This is a genomic window from Shinella sp. GW821-FHT11G07, assembly GCF_058808115.1.
The window spans coordinates 39,517-62,401 of the sequence record NZ_JBXARJ010000020.1 but is presented as its reverse complement, the minus strand read 5'-3'; the positions used below and the strand labels follow the sequence as shown (position 1 = coordinate 62,401).

19 protein-coding genes and 1 tRNA gene are annotated in these 22,885 nt (G+C 63.3%); 8 read left to right on the top strand and 12 right to left on the bottom strand.

Annotation, left to right across the window (positions count from 1 at the left end):
* Positions 1–679: 679 nt before the first annotated feature.
* Entirely contained in the window at positions 680–2,602 is a 1,923-nt protein-coding gene (locus AC1RT2_RS28640; RefSeq protein ID WP_493107425.1) for an autotransporter assembly complex protein TamA, read from the bottom strand.
* Positions 2,603–2,865: 263 nt separating this feature from the next.
* Positions 2,866–3,129, bottom strand: a complete 264-nt coding sequence (locus tag AC1RT2_RS28635; RefSeq protein WP_069061606.1) for a YMGG-like glycine zipper-containing protein — start codon at positions 3,127–3,129, stop codon at positions 2,866–2,868.
* 464 nt (positions 3,130–3,593) lie between these two features.
* On the opposite strand from AC1RT2_RS28635, the gene AC1RT2_RS28630 reads away from it, so the two are divergent.
* The 4 genes from AC1RT2_RS28630 (at position 3,594) to hemA (ending at position 8,815) form a co-directional block, all read left to right on the top strand.
* Positions 3,594–4,085: a (2Fe-2S)-binding protein gene (locus AC1RT2_RS28630; protein ID WP_493107422.1), complete on the top strand. Its 492-nt coding sequence runs from the start codon at positions 3,594–3,596 to the stop codon at positions 4,083–4,085.
* Positions 4,086–4,195: 110 nt separating this feature from the next.
* On the top strand, positions 4,196–6,547 hold the full coding sequence (locus AC1RT2_RS28625; protein WP_493107420.1) for a xanthine dehydrogenase family protein molybdopterin-binding subunit: 2,352 nt from the start codon (positions 4,196–4,198) through the stop codon (positions 6,545–6,547).
* An 11-nt stretch (positions 6,548–6,558) separates the two neighbouring features.
* Positions 6,559–7,356: an FAD binding domain-containing protein gene (locus AC1RT2_RS28620; protein WP_493107418.1), complete on the top strand. Its 798-nt coding sequence runs from the start codon at positions 6,559–6,561 to the stop codon at positions 7,354–7,356.
* 244 nt (positions 7,357–7,600) lie between these two features.
* Positions 7,601–8,815, top strand: a complete 1,215-nt coding sequence (hemA, locus tag AC1RT2_RS28615) for a 5-aminolevulinate synthase (RefSeq protein ID WP_493107416.1) — start codon at positions 7,601–7,603, stop codon at positions 8,813–8,815.
* A 16-nt stretch (positions 8,816–8,831) separates the two neighbouring features.
* Here the strand turns inward: hemA and dxr are convergent, their stop codons facing one another.
* Positions 8,832–10,007 carry a 1-deoxy-D-xylulose-5-phosphate reductoisomerase gene (gene dxr / locus AC1RT2_RS28610; protein ID WP_493107414.1) on the bottom strand — a complete coding sequence of 392 codons (1,176 nt, stop codon included), beginning with the start codon at positions 10,005–10,007 and terminating at the stop codon, positions 8,832–8,834.
* A 189-nt stretch (positions 10,008–10,196) separates the two neighbouring features.
* Between dxr and AC1RT2_RS28605 the strand changes: the two genes are divergently transcribed.
* Together AC1RT2_RS28605 and AC1RT2_RS28600 are read left to right on the top strand one after the other, a co-directional pair.
* Positions 10,197–10,913, top strand: a complete 717-nt coding sequence (locus AC1RT2_RS28605) for an META domain-containing protein (RefSeq protein ID WP_493107412.1) — start codon at positions 10,197–10,199, stop codon at positions 10,911–10,913.
* Between the two features lie 24 nt (positions 10,914–10,937).
* Positions 10,938–11,318, top strand: coding sequence for a CAP-Gly domain protein (locus AC1RT2_RS28600; protein WP_069060864.1), 381 nt, complete (start codon positions 10,938–10,940; stop codon positions 11,316–11,318).
* Positions 11,319–11,340: 22 nt separating this feature from the next.
* Here AC1RT2_RS28600 and AC1RT2_RS28595 read toward each other — a convergent pair whose 3' ends face one another.
* Positions 11,341–12,255: a LysR substrate-binding domain-containing protein gene (locus AC1RT2_RS28595; RefSeq protein WP_493107410.1), complete on the bottom strand. Its 915-nt coding sequence runs from the start codon at positions 12,253–12,255 to the stop codon at positions 11,341–11,343.
* Between the two features lie 198 nt (positions 12,256–12,453).
* Between AC1RT2_RS28595 and katG the strand changes: the two genes are divergently transcribed.
* Positions 12,454–14,670, top strand: a complete 2,217-nt coding sequence (katG, locus tag AC1RT2_RS28590) for a catalase/peroxidase HPI (protein WP_493107408.1) — start codon at positions 12,454–12,456, stop codon at positions 14,668–14,670.
* Positions 14,671–14,721: 51 nt separating this feature from the next.
* Here the strand turns inward: katG and AC1RT2_RS28585 are convergent, their stop codons facing one another.
* The 7 genes from AC1RT2_RS28585 to AC1RT2_RS28555 form a co-directional block, all read right to left on the bottom strand.
* Positions 14,722–15,816, bottom strand: coding sequence for an ABC transporter ATP-binding protein (locus tag AC1RT2_RS28585; RefSeq protein ID WP_493107406.1), 1,095 nt, complete (start codon positions 15,814–15,816; stop codon positions 14,722–14,724).
* A 3-nt stretch (positions 15,817–15,819) separates the two neighbouring features.
* Positions 15,820–16,863 carry an NAD(P)-dependent alcohol dehydrogenase gene (locus AC1RT2_RS28580; protein WP_493107404.1) on the bottom strand — a complete coding sequence of 348 codons (1,044 nt, stop codon included), beginning with the start codon at positions 16,861–16,863 and terminating at the stop codon, positions 15,820–15,822.
* Between the two features lie 18 nt (positions 16,864–16,881).
* Positions 16,882–17,694, bottom strand: coding sequence for a carbohydrate ABC transporter permease (locus AC1RT2_RS28575; protein WP_493107402.1), 813 nt, complete (start codon positions 17,692–17,694; stop codon positions 16,882–16,884).
* A complete protein-coding gene (locus AC1RT2_RS28570; RefSeq protein ID WP_493107400.1) occupies positions 17,691–18,554 on the bottom strand; it encodes a carbohydrate ABC transporter permease in 864 nt (287 codons plus the stop codon). The genes AC1RT2_RS28575 and AC1RT2_RS28570 overlap by 4 nt, the downstream gene beginning before the upstream one ends.
* 66 nt (positions 18,555–18,620) lie before the next feature.
* On the bottom strand, positions 18,621–19,898 hold the full coding sequence (locus AC1RT2_RS28565) for an ABC transporter substrate-binding protein (RefSeq protein WP_493107478.1): 1,278 nt from the start codon (positions 19,896–19,898) through the stop codon (positions 18,621–18,623).
* Positions 19,899–20,101: 203 nt separating this feature from the next.
* Complete coding sequence (locus AC1RT2_RS28560) at positions 20,102–21,091, bottom strand: AraC family transcriptional regulator (RefSeq protein WP_493107398.1); 990 nt, start codon at positions 21,089–21,091, stop codon at positions 20,102–20,104.
* 7 nt (positions 21,092–21,098) lie between these two features.
* Positions 21,099–21,175, bottom strand: a tRNA-Arg gene (locus tag AC1RT2_RS28555).
* A 160-nt stretch (positions 21,176–21,335) separates the two neighbouring features.
* Here AC1RT2_RS28555 and AC1RT2_RS28550 point away from each other — a divergent pair.
* Complete coding sequence (locus AC1RT2_RS28550) at positions 21,336–21,566, top strand: hypothetical protein (protein ID WP_261005638.1); 231 nt, start codon at positions 21,336–21,338, stop codon at positions 21,564–21,566.
* A 63-nt stretch (positions 21,567–21,629) separates the two neighbouring features.
* Here the strand turns inward: AC1RT2_RS28550 and AC1RT2_RS28545 are convergent, their stop codons facing one another.
* Positions 21,630–22,790, bottom strand: coding sequence for a M20 aminoacylase family protein (locus AC1RT2_RS28545; RefSeq protein ID WP_493107396.1), 1,161 nt, complete (start codon positions 22,788–22,790; stop codon positions 21,630–21,632).
* Between the last annotated feature and the right edge of the window lie 95 nt (positions 22,791–22,885).

Here is a 22,885-nt window from a genome sequence, read left to right as displayed (position 1 = left end):
ACACGCGCATCCGGCCGCGCCATTTCAGAGGCGGAAAGTTTTACGGCGACGCTATCGGCCGTCGCATTGCCGCTGCCGGTCACGACGAGGCGCTGGTCCCGCTTGGCGACCGTTCCGGAGACGAAGAGTTCCGGCACTTCCAGCCTGCCGATATGCACTTCGACCGGCAGGGTGAACGGCGTGTCGGATTTCTCAGTGTCGGCCTTCGGCTCCGGCAGACGCAGCAGGGAGATGGAAGAGGCCGAGACACGCGTCGCATCGAAGCTGAAGAACAGCAGCTGGAGTGGCGACCAGTCGACGGCGAGGTCGCGGATTTCCGCATAGGTGCCCTTCGCGTCGCCGACCGTGATGGTGCCGGCCCGCAGCCTGCCCGTCAGCAGCCCGGACGGTTCGCTGATCGAAATGACCTGCCCGCTCGCCGCAGCGATCTTCTCCGCATAGGACACCGCAAACCGCGCGCCGGCATCGGTAAAACCGACAAAGCCGATGAGCGCGACAAGAACAACCAGAAGAACGGCAAGGCCGTAGCCGATATAGCGGAGCGTGGCGCGGAGAATTCGGGACAGCCTGTTCATGCTTCATCCATTTCGCGTGTGGGGAGCGCTGGGAATCGCTCCTCAACGTCTTGAATCCGAATCGCGCAGACGATCAAGAGTCTAGACGAAAATTGGGGCGGCAGTCAGAAGGACTGACCGATGCCGGCATAGATCCCGAAAGAGGTTCCGCCGGGGTACTTGTTCAGCGGCACCGCCACGTCGAGCCGGAGCGGGCCGAATGGTGTCGCGTAACGCAGGCCGATACCGGCGCCCGCCCGGATGTCGCTGAAATCCGGCACCTCATCCGTCGAGACCGTACCGACATCGATGAACGGCACCACGCCGATCGTTTCGGTCACGCCGATGCGCACCTCTGCCGAGGCCGCCACATAGGAGCGCCCGCCGAGCAGCTTGTCCTCGCTGTTGCGTGGCGAGATCTCCTGGTAGCCGTAACCGCGCACCGTGCCGCCGCCGCCAAGGAAGAAGCGCCGCGTCGCCGGAATGTCGGAAAGCTCGTTGCCGCCGATGATCGTGCCGCCGGCGAGCTTGCCGGCGAGAACGACGCGATCTTCCGCACCGAGCGCCTGGTAGCCGGTGATCGCGCCTTCGAAGCTGGAGAAGAAGGTGCCGCGATAGGTCTCGTAGCTCGGCTTGGCGTTGAGCAGCAGCCGGTAGCCTTCGGTCGGGTTCAGCTTGTCGTCGCGGGTGTCGCGCACATACTCGATCGGGATGCTGGCCGTCAGGTACTTGTTCTTGCCGAAGGCGTCCTCGACATCGCTCCACATGAGCTCACCACCGGCACTCACCGTATCCCTGTCGGACAACTCGACGCTGACGCCGGCGGCAACCGTGGTGGTGAACGCCTTGTAGGCGTCGGGATCGACGATCGAAGCCTTGAGGCTCGCATTGAACGTCGAGGCCGGGCCAAAGGCGCCGGGCTTGGAGAACAGAATGGCCGTCGAGTAGTCGAGATTGCCCAGATCCGATTCACCGATCCGGTTGACCGATCCCTCGAGACGCAGCGACTCGGCCTCGCCAAACAGATTGCGGTGGCCCCAATAGCCCTGCAGGCCGATGCCGTCCGTGTTCGAATATTGCGCGCCGACACCGAAATAGCGGTGTTTGCCTTCCGAAACCTCAATGGTCATCGGCAGCGAACCATCGGGCGCGAGCTTGTCGGCTTCGCGGATCGTCACGCTGGAGAAGACGCCGAGCGTACGCAGCCGCTCCGCCGCCTTGGTCAGCGCCTCCGGCGAATAGGGCTGGCCGGCATTGATGCGGGAATAGCGCTGCACGAAATTCGCATCGACCGTCTTGGTGCCGGTGACACCAACCTCGCCGACGGGTGCCACCGGCCCGCCTTCGGCGGCGATGACGACATCGACGGTCTGCGTCTTGTGGTCTGCCGTCGCGTTGCGTTCGATCAGCTTGGCAAGCGGCCGCCCCTCGGCCTTGAGGTCCACGACGACCTTCTCGCCGGCCTTCAGGATGATGGTAGAATCTGCACGCGCGCCCGGCACCAGGCCGTAATCCGCGGGGTTGCGTCCCTCGGCATCGCCGGAGAACGCGACATCGCCGAAGGTGAAGACCGGGCCGGGCTCGACACTGATCGTCACGGGGATCGCCCCGCGCTGGCCGAACTCCGGGCTCGGTGGCAGGGAATCGAGGTCCTGTCCGTCGATGGTGACATTCACCACGCCGCCATAACGGGCGTTTTCGTACAGGGCGGCGAGGATCCGGTCGCGATCGTCACGCGCCTTGATGACGAGGCCGAGATCACCGGACACCGGCGTGCCTTCATCCTGCTTGAGACGCGCTGTGTTCTCGATCGCCGTTTTGAGGTCGTCGTCGTCGGTGCCGGGATTGAGCGTCAGCGTATAGTTGACCGGATCGATGACCGAGGTCGTCTCTTCCTCGTCCTCGAAGAACTTCATGCCGAAGATCTCGAAAGCCGATGCCTGTTTGACGGATATCGGGCCGAACGCAAGTGCTGCAGCAACCGCGAGGGCGGTGCCAGCTCTCAGAAACGCAAAACTCTTTTCCGGCCGGTTCACTTTATCCCGCATCCGCAGCTATCCGTCGCCTTCTCCTTGGGTGCGGTGCGCGCGGCAGACCGACATGCTTCCGTCACAGACTTCAGGCGCTCCGATTCATCCGGAGCTCTCAGGCTAGAAAAGACCCTAACGCGTTAGGTTTTCTGTAATGTTAACGGCGGTTTTACACGGGCGGGAACGAGATTTGAAGCGCTTATCGGGATTTTCTGCTCTCGCGGAAAAGCAAAAGCCCCGGAACATGCCCGGGGCTTCGCATAGGTTGCGTGTATCGGGTATCAATAACCCGACGGGCAACGGTCGATATAGCGACGGCCGTAGCGGTCACGGTAGTAGCACTGGCCGGGCTGCTCGGAGACGCTGCCGATGACAGCACCCGAAACACCGCCGATGGCTGCGCCGACGGCCGCACCGCGAACGTCGCCGGTGATGGCGCCACCGATGATCGCGCCGGAGACAGCGCCGATACCCGCACCCTTTTCCGTCTGCGTGCAGCTGGCGACGGCCAGGCCGACCAGAACGAGCGCAATGACTTTCTTCATGAAGATGTTCTCCAAAGTTGAGTGGCGGCCGCGTTTTCCGGGGTCCGCACTATCCCCTTCTACTCAGATAACATACCGGGGCCGTCGTCGACGGTCAGGTTTGTCCGACGTTGAAAATATAGCCGGAAATAGGGAAGTCCATGGCGTACAACTATTTTTTTGCAGGTCGAATAAATATCGTTTCCGCTTCGTTTGCTTAGCCCCGGCAAAACCGGTCACGAGAAATTTCGCACCTGCCTGAAAGTACCGGTTGATCGGCGCGGCAAAACATCAAATGATATGACTGTTGAGGTTGCGCTGGCAGTGGAGGAACTGTCGCCGCATCCCTCGTTGCCGGAATGCAATGCACGCGAATTGAGAATGCTGGTGTCGTCTGATCCCCAGCCCGCGTCGTAAAGGCGCCCGCTGCATACTACCTTCGGATCGATCGACCCCAGCGGACAGGAACCGCCAGGGAGGAACGAATGGCGAAAGTGGCAATGACCGTCAATGGCCGGAAGGTGAGCAAGGAGTGCGAGGACCGCACGCTGCTTGTCCACTTCATCCGCGACAATCTAAGCCTCACCGGAACCCATGTCGGCTGCGATACCTCCCAGTGCGGAGCCTGTGTCGTGCATATGGATGGCAAGGCGGTGAAAAGCTGTTCCATCCTCGCGGCCCAGGCCGCGGGGTCCGACATACTGACCATCGAAGGCTTGGCTGCGAACGGCGAGCTTCACCCCGTCCAGGCGGCCTTCAAGGCCAATCACGGCCTGCAATGCGGCTTCTGTACGCCCGGCATGGTGATGACCGCGGTTGACATGATCAACCGCTACGGTGCGGAGCTCGACGAGAAGACGGTGCGCGAGAACCTCGAAGGCAATATCTGTCGATGCACCGGCTACCATAACATCGTGAAAGCCATCCTTGCTGCCGCCCAGGAAATGGGTGCGGCAGGGCGACAGGCTGCGGAATAACACGCCGACGGCGGTCTCGCCGATGGCTGTGGCTGTGACGCAAGCGCCCGGCACCATTCGGCAGATCGCCTTCAGCAGGTCACGCAAACGATATCTCGGAGGAGATCAAGATGGGTGTCGAAGGCATCGGCGCGCGCGTCGCGCGAAAGGAAGACAAGCGGTTTCTCATGGGCCAGGGCCGCTACACGGACGACATGTCCGTGCCGGGCATGCGCTATGCCGCATTCGTGCGGTCGCCGCACGCCCATGCGAAGATCATGAGCATCGATACGTCCGCGGCGGAAGACATGCCGGGCGTCGTCGCCGTGCTCAACGGCAAGCAGATGCTGGACGACGGCATCGGCAACCTGATCTGCGGCTGGATGATCCATTCCAAAGACGGTTCGCCGATGAAGATGGGCGCCTGGCGCCCGATCGCGCATGAGACGGTGCGTTATGTCGGTGACGCCGTGGCCGTGGTGGTGGCCGATACGATGGGCGAGGCGCGCGACGCCGCCGAAGCCGTCGTCGTCGACTACGACGTGCTGCCCGCTGTCACCAGCGCGGTCAAGGCGCTCGAAGCCGGCCAGCCGCAGCTGCACCCGGAAGCACCCGGCAACCTGATCTACGACTGGCAGATCGGCGATGCCGACGCAACGGACGCAGCCATTGCCGCGGCAGCCCACGTCACTGAGATGAAGATCGTCAACAACCGGCTGGCGCCGAACCCGATGGAGCCGCGTGCCGCACTTGGCATCTACGATTCTGCCGAGGACCACTATACCTGCTACACGACGAGCCAGAATCCGCATGTCGCCCGCCTCGTGATGAGCGCCTTCTACAATGTCGCGCCGGAAAACAAGCTGCGCGTCATCGCCCCGGATGTCGGCGGCGGCTTCGGCTCGAAGATCTTCATTTATCCGGAAGAAATCGTCTGTCTCTGGGCCTCGAAACGCTCGGGCGTTCCGGTGAAATGGACCTGCGATCGCACTGAGGCCTTCCTGACCGATGCGCATGGACGCGACCATGTCTCGACGGTCAAGATGGCCTTCGACGCCAACAACCGCATCACGGCACTGAAGGTCGACACGATCGCCAATTTCGGCGCCTACATGTCGCTCTTCTCCTCCTCGGTGCCAACCTATCTCTATGCCACGCTGCTGTCGGGCCAGTACAACATCCCGGCCATCCACGCCAATGTGCGCGCCGTCTACACCAACACGGCCACCGTCGACGCCTATCGCGGTGCCGGGCGGCCGGAAGCAACCTATCTGGTGGAACGCACCGTGGAGACGGCGGCACGCGAGCTTGGCGTCTCGCCGGCAGAACTGCGTCGTGCCAACTTCATCCGCTCCTTCCCACACCAGACGCCGGTGATCATGAACTATGACGCCGGCGACTACGAAGCCTCGCTGGAGGCCGCCATGCAGGCGGCCGACTGGAACGGTTTCCCGGCCCGCAAGGCGGAAGCCGCAAACCGCGGCATGAAGCGCGGCATCGGCATGAGCTGCTACATCGAGGCCTGCGGCATCGCGCCCTCGGCTGCGGTCGGCTCGCTCGGCGCCGGCGTGGGCCTGTGGGAATCGGCGGAGGTGCGCGTCAATGCCGTCGGCACGATCGAGGTGCTGACCGGCTCGCACAGTCACGGCCAGGGCCATGAGACGACCTTCGCCCAGCTCGTCGCCGAACGCTTCGGCGTGCCGATCGACAGCGTCTCCATCGTGCATGGCGACACCGACAAGGTGCAGATGGGCATGGGCACCTACGGCTCGCGCTCCGGCGCCGTCGGCATGTCCGCCGTCGTCAAGGCGTTGGACAAGGTGGAGGCCAAGGCGAAGAAGATCGCGGCCCACCTGATGGAGGCCGATGAAAGTGACATCGTCATCGAAAACGGCGCGCTGAAGGTCGCCGGCACCGACAAGACGGTGCCGTGGTTCCAGATGGCGCTCGCCGCCTATACCGCCCACAACCTGCCATCCGGCATGGAGCCGGGCCTCAAGGAGGGCGCCTTCTACGATCCGGCCAACTTCACCTTCCCGGCGGGCTGCTACATCGCGGAGGTCGAGGTCGATCCGGACACCGGCAAGACCGAAATCATCCAGTTCGTCGCCGCCGACGATTTCGGCAACATCATCAACCCGATGATCGTCGAGGGACAGGTGCATGGCGGGATTGCGCAGGGCATCGGCCAGGCAATGCTGGAAGGCGTGCATTACGATCCGGAAACGGGCCAGCTCCTGACGGCGAGCTACATGGATTACACCATGCCGCGCGCCGACGACTTGCCCTCCTTCAACGTCTCGCACCAGAACACCCCCTGCCCGAACAATCCGCTCGGCATCAAGGGCTGCGGCGAGGCCGGCGCCATCGGTTCGCCGCCGGCGCTGATCAACGCCATAACCGATGCCATCGGCAACAACGACCTCAGCATGCCCGCAACGCCCCAGAAGGTCTGGGCGGCGGCGCGTGCTGCGGCCAACTGACGGAGGAAGCCATGTACGCAACGAATTACCATCGCGCATCCTCGATCGCTGACGCCGTCAAGCTGCAGTCCTCCTCGGACGAAGCGAAATACGTCTCCGGCGGCATGACGCTGATCCCGACCATGAAGCAGCGGCTGGCCGCTCCCTCCGACCTCGTCGACCTGCGCCACATCGCGGACCTCAAGGGCATCTCCGTCAATGACAGCCGGGTCCGCATCGGTGCCGGCACGACGCATGCCGAGGTCGCTGCCTCGGGCGAGCTCAAAGCCGCCTGCCCGGCTGTCTGCCACCTCGCATCCCTTATCGGCGACCCGCATGTGCGCCATATGGGAACGATCGGCGGCTCGACCGCCAACAACGATCCCGCTGCCGACTACCCCTCCGCCATGCTGGCGCTGGGGGCGACGATCGTCACCAATGCGCGGGAAATTCCCGCCGACGACTTCTTCACCGGGCTCTTCGAGACGGCGCTGGAGGACGGCGAGATCGTCGTGGCGGTCACCTTCGACGCGCCCGCCAAGGCCGGCTACGCCAAATTCCCGAACCCGGCCTCGCGCTATGCGATGACGGGCGTCTTCGTGGCAAAGGCGGGAGATGGCGGCGTGCGGGTGGCGGTGACCGGTGCCGGCTCCGACGGCGTGTTCCGTCATGCCGGACTGGAACAGGCGCTTTCCGCCAACTGGTCGGCGGATGCCGCATCCGGTGTGACTGTCGATGCCTCCAACCTGCTCTCCGATATCCACGGCAGCGCAGAGTATCGGGCGAACCTCGTGAAGGTCATGGCCAAGCGGGCGGTCGCGGCCGCCTGACTTCCACGAAAAAGCTGAAACTGGTTCGATTAAAAGGGCGGTTGAGGCCGTCCTTTTTTCATGCAGACTTGACATGCATCAACAGGAAATGGCCTTTGGGTGCCTAAGATACTTTGGAATGGTTCAAAGGTGGCGCCGATTTGCCGCAGCGGATACCGTTGCAGCGAAAGGGCGTCTGATATAGCCGATTGAACGACCGCCAACGACGATGGTGTCCGGCATCTGACCGGACAGGAGACTTCGGATGGACTTCGAGACCTACTTCAAGAACGAGCTGGATGGCCTGCATCAGGAAGGCCGCTACCGCGTTTTCGCCGACCTGGAACGCCAGAAGGGCAGCTTTCCGAAAGCGACCCGCTACACGGCGGATGGTCCGAAGGACGTCACGGTCTGGTGCTCGAACGACTATCTCGGCATGGGCCAGCACCCGAAGGTCATCGAGGCGATGAAGCTCGCAATCGACCAGTGTGGCGCCGGTGCCGGCGGCACCCGCAACATCTCCGGCACCAATCATCATCATGTCCTGCTCGAGCGCGAACTCGCCGACCTGCACGGCAAGGAATCGGCGCTGCTCTTCACCTCGGGCTACGTATCCAACTGGGCCGCCCTCGGCACGCTCTGTTCGAAGATCCCCGGCATCATCTGTTTCTCCGATGCCGGAAACCATGCTTCGATGATCGAGGGCATCCGCCACTCGAAATGCGAGCGGGTGATCTGGAAGCATAACGACCTGAAGGATCTTGAAGCCAAGCTCGCTAGCGCCGACCCGAAGGCGCCGAAAATGATCGCCTTCGAATCGGTCTATTCGATGGATGGCGACATCGCTCCCATCAAGGACATCTGCGACCTTGCCGACAAATACGGCGCAATGACCTATCTCGACGAAGTGCACGCCGTCGGCATGTACGGCCCGCGCGGCGGCGGCATTGCCGAACGCGAAGGCCTGATGCACCGCCTGACCATCATCGAAGGCACGCTCGGCAAGGCGTTTGGCGTGATGGGCGGTTATATTACCGGCTCGACCGCGCTTTGCGATTTCGTCCGCTCGTTTGCCTCGGGCTTCATCTTCACGACCTCCCTACCGCCGGCGATTGCAGCCGGTGCCTGCGCCGCCATCCGCCATCTCAAGGAAAGCCAGGTCGAACGTTTCGCCCATCAGGAGCGTGTACGCCGCCTGCGCTCGGCGCTTGACCGCAACGGCATCCCGCACATGCCGAACCCCAGCCACATCGTGCCGGTGATGGTGGGTGATGCCGCCAAGTGCAAGTGGATCTCGGACCTGATGCTCGACAATTTCGGCATCTACGTACAGCCGATCAACTATCCGACCGTGCCGAAGAAGACCGAGCGCCTGCGCATCACGCCGACGCCGCTCCACACGGACGCCGACATCGACCACCTCGTGAGCGCGCTGCATTCGCTCTGGTCGCGCTGCGCGCTGGCCCGCGCCGTCGCCTAAGCGAACGTAAGCGAAATTATCCGATAAGCCCGGCGGCGACCCGTCGGGCTTCTTCGTCTGCGGCAAAGACATCATCCATGGAAGAGGCCACCGGCAGATGGGTGAGCCTGTCCATCACCTGCTCGGCAATATCGGCCATCGACAGGAAACCGAGACGCCTGCCGACGAAGGCGTGGAAGGCGACTTCCTCCGCCGCATTCATGATCGCGCCCTGCAAGCCACCACGTTCCAGCGCTGTGCGAGCGAGACGCAAGGCCGGGAACCGGTCCTCGTCTGGCGCCTCGAAATCGAGCCGCGAGAGTTTTGCAAAATCCAGCCGGTCGACATTCAGCGCCGAGCGCGTCGGATAGGTCAGCGCATAGCCGATCGCCGTGCGCATGTCCGGTGCACCGAGCTGCGCCAGCACCGAACCGTCGACATACCCGACCATCGAATGGATGATCGACTGCGGATGCACGACAACCTCGATCTGGTCCGGGCGCACATCGAAGAGGTGCTTCGCCTCGATCATCTCCAGCGCCTTGTTGAACATCGAGGCGCTGCCGATCGAGATTTTCAGGCCCATCGACCAGTTGGGATGGGCGCGTGCGATATCGGCCGTGACGCCTGCCATCTGCTCGCGGCTCCAGGTGCGGAACGGGCCACCGGAGGCTGTCAGCACGATGCGCTCGACGGCGTGGCGCTGGTCGTCTTCCAAGGCCTGGAAGATCGCACTGTGTTCGCTGTCGACCGGGATCAGCCGCCCGCCGCCCTGCGCGACGGCCTGCACGAAGAGATCACCGGCGGAGACGAGGCATTCCTTGTTAGCGAGCGCGATATCCGCGCCGCGCTTCGCCGCCGCAAGCGTCGGCGCAAGACCCGCCGTGCCGACGATCGCCGCCATGACCCAGTCCGCATCGCCGGACGCCGCTTCCAGCAGTGCCGAGCGCCCGGCCGCCGCCTCGATACCGCTGCCGGAAAGTGCGTCCTTCAGATCCGCGTACCGACTCTCGTCCGCCGTCACCACGAGGCGCGCACCGCAGTCGCGCGCCTGCGCGGCGAGCAGCTCGATATTGCCGTTGCCGGTCAGCGCCACGACCTCGTAGCGCTCGCGCCCGCCGAGCTGGCGCACCACGTCGAGCGTGCTGGTGCCGATGGAACCTGTCGAGCCGAGAATGGTGATGCGGCGTTTCTGCCGCGCGTCCGGAGCCATGATGTTTTCCGCGGTTTTCTTGTTTTCTACAAATGGCTCTACAGGCGAAAGACGCCTGCAACAAGTCATCGAAATGCTGTAAAGCGAAGGCATGGCCGGTCTTCTGGAACCCGCGACTTGACCTTTTCGCCCGGTCGGCCATAACGTCCCGGCAAAGCGGTCTTCCGCCTGACGCGATTGGAGAAATCTGTGCACCGACGCCTGAGAGTATGGACCCTCGCATGCCTCGCCCTTTGGGCGGTGGCCCCGGCCTATGCCGACGAGCCGGTCCCGGGTGGTCTCGGCGGCACCTGGCTTGCCGAAGATATCGGCGGCAACGGTGTGATCGACGACCTTCAGACGACGCTGGAAATCAAGCCGGATGGATCCTATGGCGGCAATGGCGGCTGCAACACCTATCGCGGCAAGCTGAAGGTACAGAATGGCAATATCGCCTTCGCCCCCGCCGCCGCGACGCGCAAGATGTGCGCGCCCGCCATCATGGACCAGGAGCAGAAGTTCTTCGACACGCTCGGCACCGTGACCTCGTGGCGCCTCGAAAACGGCATCCTACACCTGACCGGCAAGGAAGGCGCCCCGGCGATCCGCCTTGCAGCCCTCAAGAACAACACTGACATCGTCATCCGCCTGCCCGGACCGGAACAGAGCGTGGCGCGCGAGACGCTGAACTACCAGTGTGACGCCGACCAGCGTGTGGTGGTCGAATACATCAATGTCGGCGCCAATTCGCTCGCCGTTCTGCGCATCGCAGACGAGACGATCATTGCCTCCAACGTCATGGCCGCCTCCGGCGCCAAATATACCGGCGGCCGCTACGAATGGTGGACCAAGGGTGACGAGGCGACGCTTTACGACCTGACCAAGGGCGAGAACGCGCCGGGCGTCAACTGTAAGAAGACCGGCTGAACCGGAACCGAAGAGGGACACGACATGCCCACATTCCAGGTCGGACAGAAGGTCGTCTGCGTCAACGATCGCTTCAAGAACGTCTCCATCGACCAGGGCATTCGCAAGGGGCAGGTCTACACGGTCCGCTGGGCCGGGCACTATCGCCACTATGTCGATGGCGATTTCTACGGCATCAAGCTGATGGAACTCTATCGCGGCAACGATGACGGGCCGGAGGGCTATGGCGCCACCGACATGCCCTTCCGCGCCAGCCGCTTCCGCCCGCTGGTCAGCGACCGCATCCGCAGCATGCTCGGCATAAAGGCGCCCACGCCGAAGGTCGTCGCCAAACCATCGGTCGTTCCGTCGATCAAGACCAAGCCGCGTGTCGTGACGCCCGAGCGCGAGAAGGAAGACGTCTGATCGTCTTCGTCCGGCGCGCACCTCACGCCTGCAAACCCGGCCTGACGACGTCGCCGGCCGACTGACGCACCACTTCGGAAATCTGCAAAAGCTGTTCTGCAAGAGGGCTGGTCTTACGCCAGATCATGCCGATCGTCCTGGACGGTTGCGGAGCATTGAAGCGCGCGATCGAAACGGTCGCCGAACGGGTTTCCACCGCCACGGCCATCTCCGGAATCAAGGTGATGCCGATACCGGCGCCGACCATCTGAACCAGTGTCGACAGCGAACTCCCATCCATCAATTCCCGCGGGCGCTCCGTGTTCACCTTGCAGAAGGACAGCGCCTGCTCGCGAAAACAATGCCCTTCCTCAAGCAGGAGCAACCGCATTTCGCTCAGCATGTCGCGATTGGGAACCGGCTTCCCCTCGTCCTTGCCGGGCCGCACGAGCACGAAATCCTCGTTGAACAGCGCCACTTCGGTCAGCGATGGCTCGGAGACCGGCAAAGCGACGATTGCGGTATCGAGGCGGCCCTCCGTCAATTCCTGGACCAGTTTCGCGGTTTGCGTTTCCCGCACATGGATGTCGAGCCCGTCATAAAGCCGGGTGAGATTGCCGATGATCGCAGGCAGCATATAGGGCGCGACGGTCGGGATGATGCCGATCCTAAGGCGCCCCGCCAGCTGGTTCCTGGCCGCCCGCGCCACGTCACCCAGTTCGTCGACCGAACGCAGGATTTCCCGCACGCGCACGAGAAAGGCCTCGCCAAAGTTGGTGAGCCGGACCTGCCGCGCGCCGCGCTCGAAGAGGTCGCTGCCGAGCTCCTTTTCGAGTTCCTTGATCTGCGTCGATAGTGCCGGCTGGGAAATCGAGCAGGCATCGGCGGCTCGTCCGAAATGATTGTGGCGCGCCATCGCTTCAAAATAGCGCAGTTGCCTGAGGGTAAAGTTCATCATAACCTTATCTTATCGCGCCCATCAATAAATCAAACTTAAATTTATGCCGGCCTTTTGCTAAGTCCCTATGTAAGGAGATGAACCTCAGGTCATCGCCCAGGGCGGGCGCGTCTTTTCGCATCCGCCAACACAACTCGGCCCCGGAGACGTGCCAAGGCCTCCGGCGGAACACCATTCAGATCAGACGGGAGAACAATCATGGATACGAAAGTCGAAACCGCGGGCAAGTGTCCGGTCGCCCATGGCGGGCGCATCGCAGCAGATTCGTCCATGCGGTCGAACCGCGACTGGTGGCCGAACCAGCTGAACATCAAGCTGCTGCACCAGTATTCCGCCCTGTCCAACCCGCTGGGTGAACAGTTCGATTATGCCGCCGAATTCAAGACCCTCGACTACGAGGCCCTCAAGGCGGACCTGCGCGCCCTGATGACCGATTCGCAGGATTGGTGGCCGGCAGACTTCGGGCACTACGGCCCGCTCTTCATCCGCATGGCCTGGCACAGCGCCGGCACCTACCGCATCTTCGACGGCCGCGGCGGCGGCGGCCAGGGCCAGCAGCGTTTCGCGCCGCTGAACAGCTGGCCGGACAACGTCAACCTCGACAAGGCCCGTCGCCTGCTCTGGCCGATCAAGCAGAAATACGGCCGGAAAATCTCTTGGGCCGACCTGTTCATCCTCACCGGCAACGTCGCATTGGAATCGATGGGCTTCAAGACCTTCGGCTTCGCCGGCGGCCGCGCCGACGTCTGGGAGCCAGATGAAAGCACCTATTGGGGTTCCGAGACCACCTGGCTCGGCAGCGACAAGCGCTTCACCGGCGAGCGCCAGCTCGACAAGCCGCTGTCGGCTACGCATATGGGCCTGATCTACGTTAACCCGGAAGGCCCGGAAGGTGTTCCCGACCCGCTGGCAGCCGCACGCGACATCCGCGACACCTTCGCCCGCATGGCAATGGATGACGAGGAAACCGTAGCCCTCATCGCCGGCGGCCACACCTTCGGCAAGACCCATGGTGCGGGTGACGCAAGCCTCGTCGGTTCCGACCCGGAAGCTGGCACGATCGAACAGCAGGGCCTCGGCTGGGACAACAAGTTCGGCACCGGCAAGGGCGCCGACGCGATCGGCAGCGGCCTGGAAGTCACCTGGACGTCGACGCCGACGCGCTGGACCAACAACTTCTTCTGGAACCTTTTCGGCTACGAATGGGAACTGACGAAGAGCCCGGCCGGCGCCCACCAGTGGAAGCCCAAGCACGATGCCGGTGCGAACTCGGTGCCGGACGCCCACGATCCGTCGAAGCGCCATGCCCCCGCGATGCTCACCACCGATATCGCGCTGCGCGCCGACCCGGCCTACGAGAAGATCGCCCGCCGCTTCTACGAAAACCCGGATGCGTTTGCCGACGCCTTCGCTCGCGCCTGGTTCAAGCTGACCCACCGCGACATGGGCCCGCGCGCCCGCTACCTCGGCCCGGAAGTGCCGCAGGAAGAGCTGATCTGGCAGGACCCGGTCCCCGCCGTCGATCATCCGCTGATCGATGCCGCCGATATCGCTAGCCTGAAGCAGACGATCCTTGCTTCGGGCCTCAGCGTATCCGAACTCGTCTCGACCGCCTGGGCCTCCGCCTCGACCTTCCGCGGTTCGGACAAGCGCGGCGGTGCAAACGGCGCCCGCGTCCGCCTCAGCCCGCAGAAGGACTGGGCGGTCAACCAGCCGGCCCAGCTTGCCAAGGTTCTCGAAACGCTGGAAGGCATCCAGAAGGCGTTCAATGACGCGGCGAGTGGCGGCAAGAAGGTCTCGCTGGCCGATCTGATCGTGCTCGGCGGTTCCGCGGGTATCGAGACGGCGGCAAAAGCTGCCGGCCACGCTGTCGACGTGCCCTTCACGCCCGGCCGCACCGATGCGACGCAGGACCAGACCGACGTCGAATCCTTCTCCGTGCTTGAGCCGGTTGCGGACGGTTTCCGCAACTACGACACGTCGGATGCGAGCATTCCGGCAGAAGCCCTGCTCATCGACAAGGCCAATCTCCTGACCCTCACCGGTCCGGAACTGACGGTGCTGCTCGGCGGCCTGCGCGTGCTCGACATCAACCATGGCCAGTCCCAGCACGGCGTCTTCACCAAGCGCCCGGGCGCCCTCACGAACGACTTCTTCGTGAACCTGCTCGACATGGGAACCGCCTGGAAGGCCGCATCGGACGACCAGACCGTCTTCGAAGGACGCGACCGCCAGACCGGCGACGTCAAGTGGACGGCCACCCGCGCCGACCTCGTCTTCGGCTCGAACTCGCAGCTGCGCGCCTTCGCCGAAGTTTACGGCGAAAGCGACGCACAGGAGAAGTTCGTCAAGGACTTCGTTTCGGCCTGGAACAAGGTGGTCAACGCCGACCGCTTCGATCTCATCCGGTCTTAAAGAAAAGCGGGCGCGGCTGGTCTCCAGCCGCGCCCGTCTTATTTACCGCGATTACACAGCCCGCAGCAGAGACATGCCCGAGGCCCGGTCGAAGAGATGCAGGGCCTCTTCCTTTGCGGAAAATGCGACCGGCGTGCCCGCCTTCGGCCGCACCGTTGCCGGAACCAGCGCGCTGACCTCCTTGCCGCCGACACGGAAGGACACGAGGGCGTCGTCCCCGTGGAACTCGACGAGGTCGATGACACCCGCAAGCCTGTTGGCAGCGCCTTCCACGTCCTCGCCTGCGACGAGCGCCGAGGGCCGCACACCTAGCGTGACAGCCTGCCCCTCCCTGAGATCGAAGCGCGCGCGGGACACCGTGAAGCGGACACCATCGCCGTCGAGCCGCCATGTCTGCGCATCCGCATGCGCTGTCACATCGACAAAGTTCATGTTGGGCGTGCCAATGAAGCCGGCAACGAAAAGCGTGCGCGGCCGCTCGTAGATTTCCGCCGGCGTGCCGACCTGCTCGATTGCGCCGCCCTTCATCAGCACGATCCGGTCGGCCAGCGTCATCGCCTCCAGCTGGTCGTGCGTGACATAGACGGTCGTCGTCTTCAGCGCCTGGTGCAGGCGCGCGATCTCGACGCGCATGTGGTTGCGCAGCTTGGCGTCGAGATTGGAGAGCGGTTCGTCGAACAGGAAGACCCGCGGCGTCTTGATCATGGCGCGCGCAATCGCCACGCGCTGCTGCTGGCCGCCGGAAAGCTCCGTCGGCTTGCGCGAAAGGTATGGTTCCAGCCCGAGCGTTCCGGCCACGGCCTGGATGCGACTGTCGATCTCCGCCTTGTCGACCTTCATGCGCTTCAGGCCAAAGGCGATGTTGTCGTAGATCGTCATATGCGGATAGAGCGCGTAGTTCTGGAAGACCATCGCCACGCCGCGGTCGCGCGGCTCGAGATCATTGACGACGCGGCCGGCAATCGAGACCTCACCGCCGGAAATGTCCTCCAGTCCCGCGATCATGCGCAGCAGCGTGGATTTCCCGCAGCCGGATGGCCCGAGGAAGACGACGAATTCGTGGTCCGCGATCTCCAGGTTGAAATCGCGGATGACGTTGACGACCCCATAGGCCTTGTCCACCCCGGCACAGACAATGTTCGCCATCAGTCAATTTCCCCCTTGTACGCGGATTTGCAGCTTCACATCCGTTGGCCGCGCCTCGGCCGCGCGCTCGAAGGCAGCGACGCTGTCGTGAAAGGCATAGGTGCCGGTGATCAGCGGCTTCAAGTCAACCTTGCCGGAAGCGATCAGCTCCAGCGCGCGGTCGAAGACATTGGCGTAGCGAAACACCGTCTCGACGCGGACCTCCTTGGAGATGGCGCCCGGCACGTCGAAGCGCACGGCATCGACCGGCAGCCCGACCAGCACGACGGCGCCGCCCGGCCGCACGAGATCGAACAGGCCCTCGAAGGCTTTTGCGCTGCCGCTCGCCTCGAATACCACGTCCGCACCCCAGCCCGTGGTCGCCTTGCCGATAGCCGCGGCGAAGGTTGTTTCCCTGAGGTTCACCGGCTCGATGCCCGGATAGGCCGCAGCAATAGCTAGTTTTTCCGCGCTGAAATCGGAGATCAGCACGCGGCTGCAACCGCCAGCCAACGCCGCCAGCGCAACCATGATGCCGATCGGCCCGGCACCGATGACCGCTGCCACATCCCCCGGCACGATGCGCGCGCGCGCCGCCGCCTGCATGCCGATGGCGAAGGGTTCGACCATAGCTCCCTCTGCAAACGAGACGTTGTCCGGCAGGCGATAGCTGAAAGCGGCGGGATGCACCGCATAGGGCGTAAGAATGCCATGCACCGGCGGCGTCGCCCAGAAGCGCACCGCCGGATCGACATTGTAGAGGCCGAGTTTCGAGGCGCGGGAGGACAGGTCCGGGATGCCCGGTTCCATGCAGACCCGGTCGCCGACTGCAAGGTGACAGACGTTTTCGCCAACCGCGACGATCGTGCCCGCCGCCTCATGGCCGAGCACCATGGGCGCGCGCACCACATAGGGACCGATCGCGCCATGGGTATAGTAATGCACGTCGCTGCCGCAGACGCCAACCGTGTGGATGGCGATCTTCACATCGTCCGGCCCGATTGCCAGCGGAAGATCGATATCACGAAGGGCAAGCACACCCTTTTCTTCGAGAACCAAGGCTTGCATGGTTTAACTATCCTGTCGTCAATTGCTCTTGCGCCGGAAGGCATTGTTGAGGAGGCCGCTCAGGATGCCGATGAGCAGGAGCGGCGGGATGGAAAGCAGCACCACCGAGGCATTGAGGATGCCCCAGGGCACGTCACGGCCGAGCTGAGTGAGTTCCGAGGCGACGATCGGCAGCGTCTTGGCGTCCGAGGTCGTCAGCATCAGCGCGATCAGGAACTCGTTCCAGACCAGCACGAAGGCGAACGCGACGGCTCCGATCAGCGAACGTGAGGCAATCGGCAGCGCGACCAGCAGGAAGACCGCATAGGGGCCGTAGCCATCGACACGCGCGGCCTCCTCAACCTCCTTCGGCACCCTGGCAAAGGCCGGCACGCCGAGCCAGATGACGGTCGCCAGCGTCAGCAGCGTATAGGTGACGATCAGCGACAGCCGCGTGTCGTAGAAGCCGAGATCGAGCCAGATGACCATCAGCGGGATGGCGACGGCCACCGGCGGCAGGAAGCGCAGCGACAGCACGAAGAACTGGATGTCGGCGGACCAGCGGTTCGGATAGCGCGCGATGGCGTAGGCCGCCGGCAGGCCGAGCAGGGCACCGATGAGGACCGAGCCGCCGGCGATGACAAGCGAGTTGACGAGGCCGGCCGAAACGCTCTCCCGCCCCAGCACATAGGCGAAATTGTCGAGCGTCGGCGTGAAGAAGAAGAGCGGCGTCGGGGTGACGATATCCACCCGGTTCTTGAAGGCATTGATCACCGTCCAGACCATGGGGAACACCGCGGAGAAGACGGCCAGATAAAGCACCGACCTGCCGAGGAAGCGCGAGAGGCTCATGGCTTCACCCTCTTCCAGATCACCGTGAAGATCACCGTCGTCGCGACCATCATCAGCACCGCCATGCTCGAGGCATAGGAGATGCGGCCCGACTCGATGAAGCCCTGCGAGAACGCGTACATGTCGAGCGTTTCCGTCGCGATGCCGGGGCCGCCACGGGTCATGACATAGATGAGGTCGAAGGCGCGCAGCGACTCGATCATCTTGATGAAGGTGAGCGAGATGAGCGGCGCCTTCAGCATGGGAATGGCGATGTGGGCATAGATTTCCCAGCTGCGCGCATGGTCGAGCCGGGCGGCCTCGAAAGGCTGCGGCGGTAGGGTTTCCAAGAGCTTCAGCACGATGACGGCGAAGAACAGGCCCCATTGCCAGACATCGACCAGCGCCACCGTCATCAGCGCGGTCACCGGGCTCGACAGGAGGTCGAGCGGCTGGCCGGTGATTGCCTTGTAGGGATAGGTGACGATGCCATAGAGCGGATGGAAGGCGAACTTCCACACGAAGGCCGCCGAGACACGCGGCAGGATGACCGGCACGAGGAAGAGCAGCGTCATCACGGTGCGCATGCGGGCGGAGGCGAACTCGAAGAGCAGGATGCCGAGCCCGACCGCGACGAGAAGGGTCAGCGTCACCGTGACGACCTCCCAGGTCAGCGACACGCCGACGGCATTGAGGAAACGGCGATCAGAAAACAGATCGAGATAGTTCTGGAGCCCGACGAAGCTGCCGTCGGGACGGCTGAGCTCGCGGTTGCGGAAGGAAATGTAGATGGCATAGGCCGTCGGCACGAAGGCAAGCACCGCGAGAATGGCAAGCGGCGGCACTAGGAAGACGGCGGGCAGGCTGGTTCTGGTTTTCATGGATGTTCCCTCAGGATTGCGCGGCCGCCGTCTCGGGAGGCGAAAGCGGCCGCGCGGCTCAAAGGCTTACTGGCTGCGGGCGACGAGGTCCTTGGCGAAGCCTTCGAGTTCGTTCAGGCCATCCTTGATGTCCGTGCGCGAGCCGGCGATCAACTCTTCCAGAATGATGCCCCAGCGGTCGCCGAGATCCGGCCACAGCGGGCTCTGCCAGAAGTTGACGGCGGTGACCTTGCCGGTATCGGCCAGTGCCTGGCCGAGATCCGGGCCATAGAGTTTGGCGAAGGTGTCGCTCGTCATGATGCTTGTGCGATTCAGCTCGCTGAACTGGTTGGCTTCAAGACGTCGCTGCTCGTTTTCCTTCGAGGTCGCCCAGGCGATGAACAGGCCGGCACAGGCCTTAGAAGCCTCGTCCGCATTGGCCTTAGTGCCGATCGCGAGGCCGTGGCCGTAACCACCCCCGGTCAGCGGCGTCGGCGGCGGCAGGTAGCCCACCTTGCCGGCAACCTGCGAGGACTTCGGATCGATCGCCATGCCGACGAGCGGTGTGGATTCGATCAGGATCGCAACCTGGCCGGAGGTGAAGGCGCCGGTGGATTCGTCCCAGCCGCCGGTCTTCGTGCCGGGTGCGGAATACTGGAAGAGGTCGAGATAGGTTTCCGTTGCCTTGATCGCCGCCTCGCTGTTGAACTTCGGCGTGGTGCCATCGAACCACTCCCCGCCGAAGCCCTTGAAATAGGGCATCCAGCGCCAGACATTGGCACCCGAACCGCGCTGGCCACGCAGTGCGATACCGTAGATGCCCTTGTCCGGCTGATGCAGGGCCTTGACCGCGGCCTTCAGCTCATCGAGCGTCGTCGGCGGCTTGATGCCGGCAGCCTCGAGCAGGTCCTTGCGGTAGACCATCAGGTCGCCGCCCCCGGTAATCGGCGCAAACCAGACCTTGCCGTCATAGGTCGCAACCTTCTGCCGGCCGGGGTCGAAATCGGCATAGTCGTATTCGCTCGGATAATAGTCCGTGAGCGGCGCGACCCAGCCGGAGGACGCGAAGAGCGCGATGTTCGCCTCGTCAACATAGTACACATTGTATTTTCCGATGGTGGATGCGTCCGCCTTGGTCTTGGCGCGGCGATCGTTCTCGTTGAGATAGTCGATTTCGAAGGACGCGCCGCCGCTGAGCTTGGCGAATTCGTCCTTGTAGTCTTCGAGAAGCGTCAGCCCGTCGCGCGGCTGGGCAAGAACGCGGATCGTGTCGGAGCACTCCGCGGCGAGCGCGATCGACGAGACCGAGCTGGCAAGAAGGCATGCGTAGGCGATGCTCGAAACGAGCGTCTTCACGGTTTTCATGGACATGAACCTCCCCTAAGGATTCGATGGTTGGCGCGACGCAACCTCCTCGCGCCGGCGTCAATCTGACAGCGAATATCTTCGCTAATGCTGATACTAGCGGAGGAAATGCGGCGAGCTAGCGCGCGCCATGCGGCGATTCTATACTTTAATGCGAATTGTTATGCTGCACTGCGGAAAAACCCTCCTGCATGCGCAAGGTTTCATCGGATTGCGACGACATCGTCGCGCAATGACCGGCGATGCGGCGCGAGCCGCCGATAGGCCGACGGCGTCATGCGGTGTTGCCGCAGGAAGGTGCGGTTGAAGTTGGAAATGTTCAAATAGCCGACCTCGAAACAGATGTCGGTGATCGGCATCTCGCTTTCGGCCAGGAGCTTGCAGGCCTGCCAGATGCGCAGCTTGTTGACGTGGTCAGTAAAGGTATTGCCAGTGTTCTTCTTGAAGAAGCGGGAAAAGGCACTTTCGCTCATGCCGGCAAGGTCCGCCACGTCGGAGAGGCGGATGTCGGATGCGAAGTTGCGATAGATAAACACCAGCGCCCGCTGCAGCACGTCCAGCGTTTCCGCATCGAGCTTCGGCGAATATTCCGGGGACGAGAGGATATCGAACTCGGAAGAACTACCCAGCAAATCGAGCAGTTGCAGGAACAGGGCAAGCCGCGCCATCCCCCTCGTCTCGCCCATGCGCTCGACAAGATCGACACCCTTCGCCAGCGTCCCGCCATGGAAGACGAGCCCACGCTGGGCGCGCGCAAAAAATGTCTCGAGCTGGGCGAATTCCGGCAGAAGCCGTGTCGCCTCGCGGATCCGGTCGGGATGAAACTGGACGACGATATCGCGCCCCTCGATGATCTCCCCGGGCGCCGTCATCGTCACCCAGTCATGCGGCAGATCGCTGCCGATGACCGTGAGATAGTTCGCGGAAAAGGCCCCGATATAGTCGCCGACAAAGGCGACGCCGCCGCCCTTGCGGATCAGATGGATCTCGAACTCGGGATGAAAGTTCCAGACATTGCGCTCCCACGGATAATCATCGAGCCGCCAGAGAAAACTCTCGTCGGCCCCGGTGATGATGTGCTCGAAGGTCGGCGGGCTCGACGCCAACGGAGACGGCCTTGCCTCCGGCTCGTCATCACGGTCGCGTTTTCCACCCAGGATCTGCAAGGCCTGCTCCGCAATATCGGGCGCCATGTTTCTTTGGTGATCCCGCCGCGATTCGAACGCGGGACCCCCAGATTAGGAATCTGGTGCTCTATCCTGCTGAGCTACGGGACCACTAACTGCACCCATACAAAAGCCGGGGCTCGAAGCCAAGAGATTTTCCGCGCGAACGTTCACGCGTTCCATGCGGAACAGCGCGACGGGACGCGCCATGCGACAGTCAGGTCATCGGATGGAGATGGCTCCACCCAACAAAACCCCAAGGAGACTGTCGATGCGCAAGATCATGCTTTCCGCGGTCGTCGCAACCGTAGCGGCACTTTCCTTCGCCGCGCCCTCGCAGGCCGGCGGCTTTTCGATCGGTTTCGGCTTCGGCCATGGCTGGGGCCACGGCGCCCACGTCACCATCAGCGACGACTATGGCTACGACTGCTTCTGGAAGAAGGTGAAGCGCTACGACAAGTGGGGCAACCTGGTGATCAAGAAGATCCGTGTCTGCCACTGATCGCACGTGTCCAATCCCCCCCGCCTCGCCCGGCTGACGTCCCTGCAGCCGGGCTCTTTTTTGTCAGGCAGCGAGCCGGCTTTCGGCGAGTTTCACCCAATAGGTCACGCCATGCGGGATGGCGTCGTCGTTGAAATCGTAGGCCGGATGGTGGAGGCCTGCCGTATCGCCGTTGCCGATAAAGATGAAGGCGCCGGGACGGGACAGCAGCATGTAGGAAAAATCCTCGCCGCCCATCATCGGATCAAGCGCCGGATCGACGGCGGCCTCGCCGGCAATCTCCTGAGCGACGGCGACCGCATGGCCGGTTTCTTCCGGATGGTTTGCCGTGACGGGGTAGTTGCGATGATAGCCGACCGTAATCTCCGCGCCGTGCGCAGCCGCAAGACCCGCGCAAATCTGGCGGATACGGGCCTCGGCCTCCTCGCGCATCTCCGCGCTCAGCGTTCGCACCGTGCCGGCAAGCTGCGCCTGCTCGGGAATGACGTTGTGGGCGAAGCCGGCGTTGAACTTGGTGACGGAGACGACGAGCGAGGCGATCGGATCGGCAACACGCGACACGATGGTCTGGAGCGCCGTCACGACATAGGCGCCGATGACGATCGGATCGACCGTCTTGTGCGGCAGCGCCGCATGGCCGCCGCGGCCCTTGACCGCGATGACGAACTCGTCGGTCGCCGCCATGATCGGCCCCGGACGCGTGCCGAAGGAGCCGACCGCCATGCCCGGCAGGTTGTGCATGCCATAGACCTCGGCAATGCCGAAGCGCTCCATCATGCCGTCCTTGACCATTTCGTTGCCGCCACCACCGCCTTCTTCGGCCGGCTGGAAGATGACCGCGACATTTCCGGAGAAGTTGCGCGTCTCGGCAAGATATTTTGCCGCGCCTAGCAGCATGGCCGTGTGGCCGTCATGACCGCAGGCATGCATCTTGCCCTTGACCGTCGAGGACCATGGCTTGCCGCTGGTCTCCTCGATCGGCAGCGCATCCATATCGGCGCGAAGGCCGATCGTACGTCCCTCGCCCTTGCCGCGGATGAGGCCAACGACACCGGTGCCGCCGATGCCAGTCACGATTTCGTCCACGCCGAACGCGCGCAGCTTCTCCGCCACGAAGGCAGCCGTTTTCTCCACCGCGAAGAGGATTTCCGGCTCGCGATGGATTGTTCGGCGCCATTCAGCGATTTCGTCCTGCATTTCTGCGGCGCGGTTGAGAATGGGCATACGTTTTTCCTGTCCTACTTGGCCGGAAATTTGGCCATCTGCATTCGATGGCTTTGCCATCACCGTGCCATATAGGTTAAATAGGGCGACGGTTC

Excerpts from the sequence above, each read along its gene's own strand:
- AC1RT2_RS28640 (WP_493107425.1), bottom strand. The coding sequence starts at position 2,602 with ATGCGGGATAAAGTGAACCGGCCGGAAAAGAGTTTTGCGTTTCTGAGA.
- AC1RT2_RS28635 (WP_069061606.1), bottom strand. The coding sequence starts at position 3,129 with ATGAAGAAAGTCATTGCGCTCGTTCTGGTCGGCCTGGCCGTCGCCAGC.
- AC1RT2_RS28630 (WP_493107422.1), top strand. The coding sequence starts at position 3,594 with ATGGCGAAAGTGGCAATGACCGTCAATGGCCGGAAGGTGAGCAAGGAG.
- AC1RT2_RS28625 (WP_493107420.1), top strand. The coding sequence starts at position 4,196 with ATGGGTGTCGAAGGCATCGGCGCGCGCGTCGCGCGAAAGGAAGACAAG.
- AC1RT2_RS28620 (WP_493107418.1), top strand. The coding sequence starts at position 6,559 with ATGTACGCAACGAATTACCATCGCGCATCCTCGATCGCTGACGCCGTC.
- hemA (WP_493107416.1), top strand. The coding sequence starts at position 7,601 with ATGGACTTCGAGACCTACTTCAAGAACGAGCTGGATGGCCTGCATCAG.
- dxr (WP_493107414.1), bottom strand. The coding sequence starts at position 10,007 with ATGGCTCCGGACGCGCGGCAGAAACGCCGCATCACCATTCTCGGCTCG.
- AC1RT2_RS28600 (WP_069060864.1), top strand. The coding sequence starts at position 10,938 with ATGCCCACATTCCAGGTCGGACAGAAGGTCGTCTGCGTCAACGATCGC.
- AC1RT2_RS28595 (WP_493107410.1), bottom strand. The coding sequence starts at position 12,255 with ATGATGAACTTTACCCTCAGGCAACTGCGCTATTTTGAAGCGATGGCG.
- katG (WP_493107408.1), top strand. The coding sequence starts at position 12,454 with ATGGATACGAAAGTCGAAACCGCGGGCAAGTGTCCGGTCGCCCATGGC.
- AC1RT2_RS28585 (WP_493107406.1), bottom strand. The coding sequence starts at position 15,816 with ATGGCGAACATTGTCTGTGCCGGGGTGGACAAGGCCTATGGGGTCGTC.
- AC1RT2_RS28580 (WP_493107404.1), bottom strand. The coding sequence starts at position 16,863 with ATGCAAGCCTTGGTTCTCGAAGAAAAGGGTGTGCTTGCCCTTCGTGAT.
- AC1RT2_RS28575 (WP_493107402.1), bottom strand. The coding sequence starts at position 17,694 with ATGAGCCTCTCGCGCTTCCTCGGCAGGTCGGTGCTTTATCTGGCCGTC.
- AC1RT2_RS28570 (WP_493107400.1), bottom strand. The coding sequence starts at position 18,554 with ATGAAAACCAGAACCAGCCTGCCCGCCGTCTTCCTAGTGCCGCCGCTT.
- AC1RT2_RS28565 (WP_493107478.1), bottom strand. The coding sequence starts at position 19,898 with ATGAAAACCGTGAAGACGCTCGTTTCGAGCATCGCCTACGCATGCCTT.
- AC1RT2_RS28560 (WP_493107398.1), bottom strand. The coding sequence starts at position 21,091 with ATGGCGCCCGATATTGCGGAGCAGGCCTTGCAGATCCTGGGTGGAAAA.
- AC1RT2_RS28550 (WP_261005638.1), top strand. The coding sequence starts at position 21,336 with ATGCGCAAGATCATGCTTTCCGCGGTCGTCGCAACCGTAGCGGCACTT.
- AC1RT2_RS28545 (WP_493107396.1), bottom strand. The coding sequence starts at position 22,790 with ATGCCCATTCTCAACCGCGCCGCAGAAATGCAGGACGAAATCGCTGAA.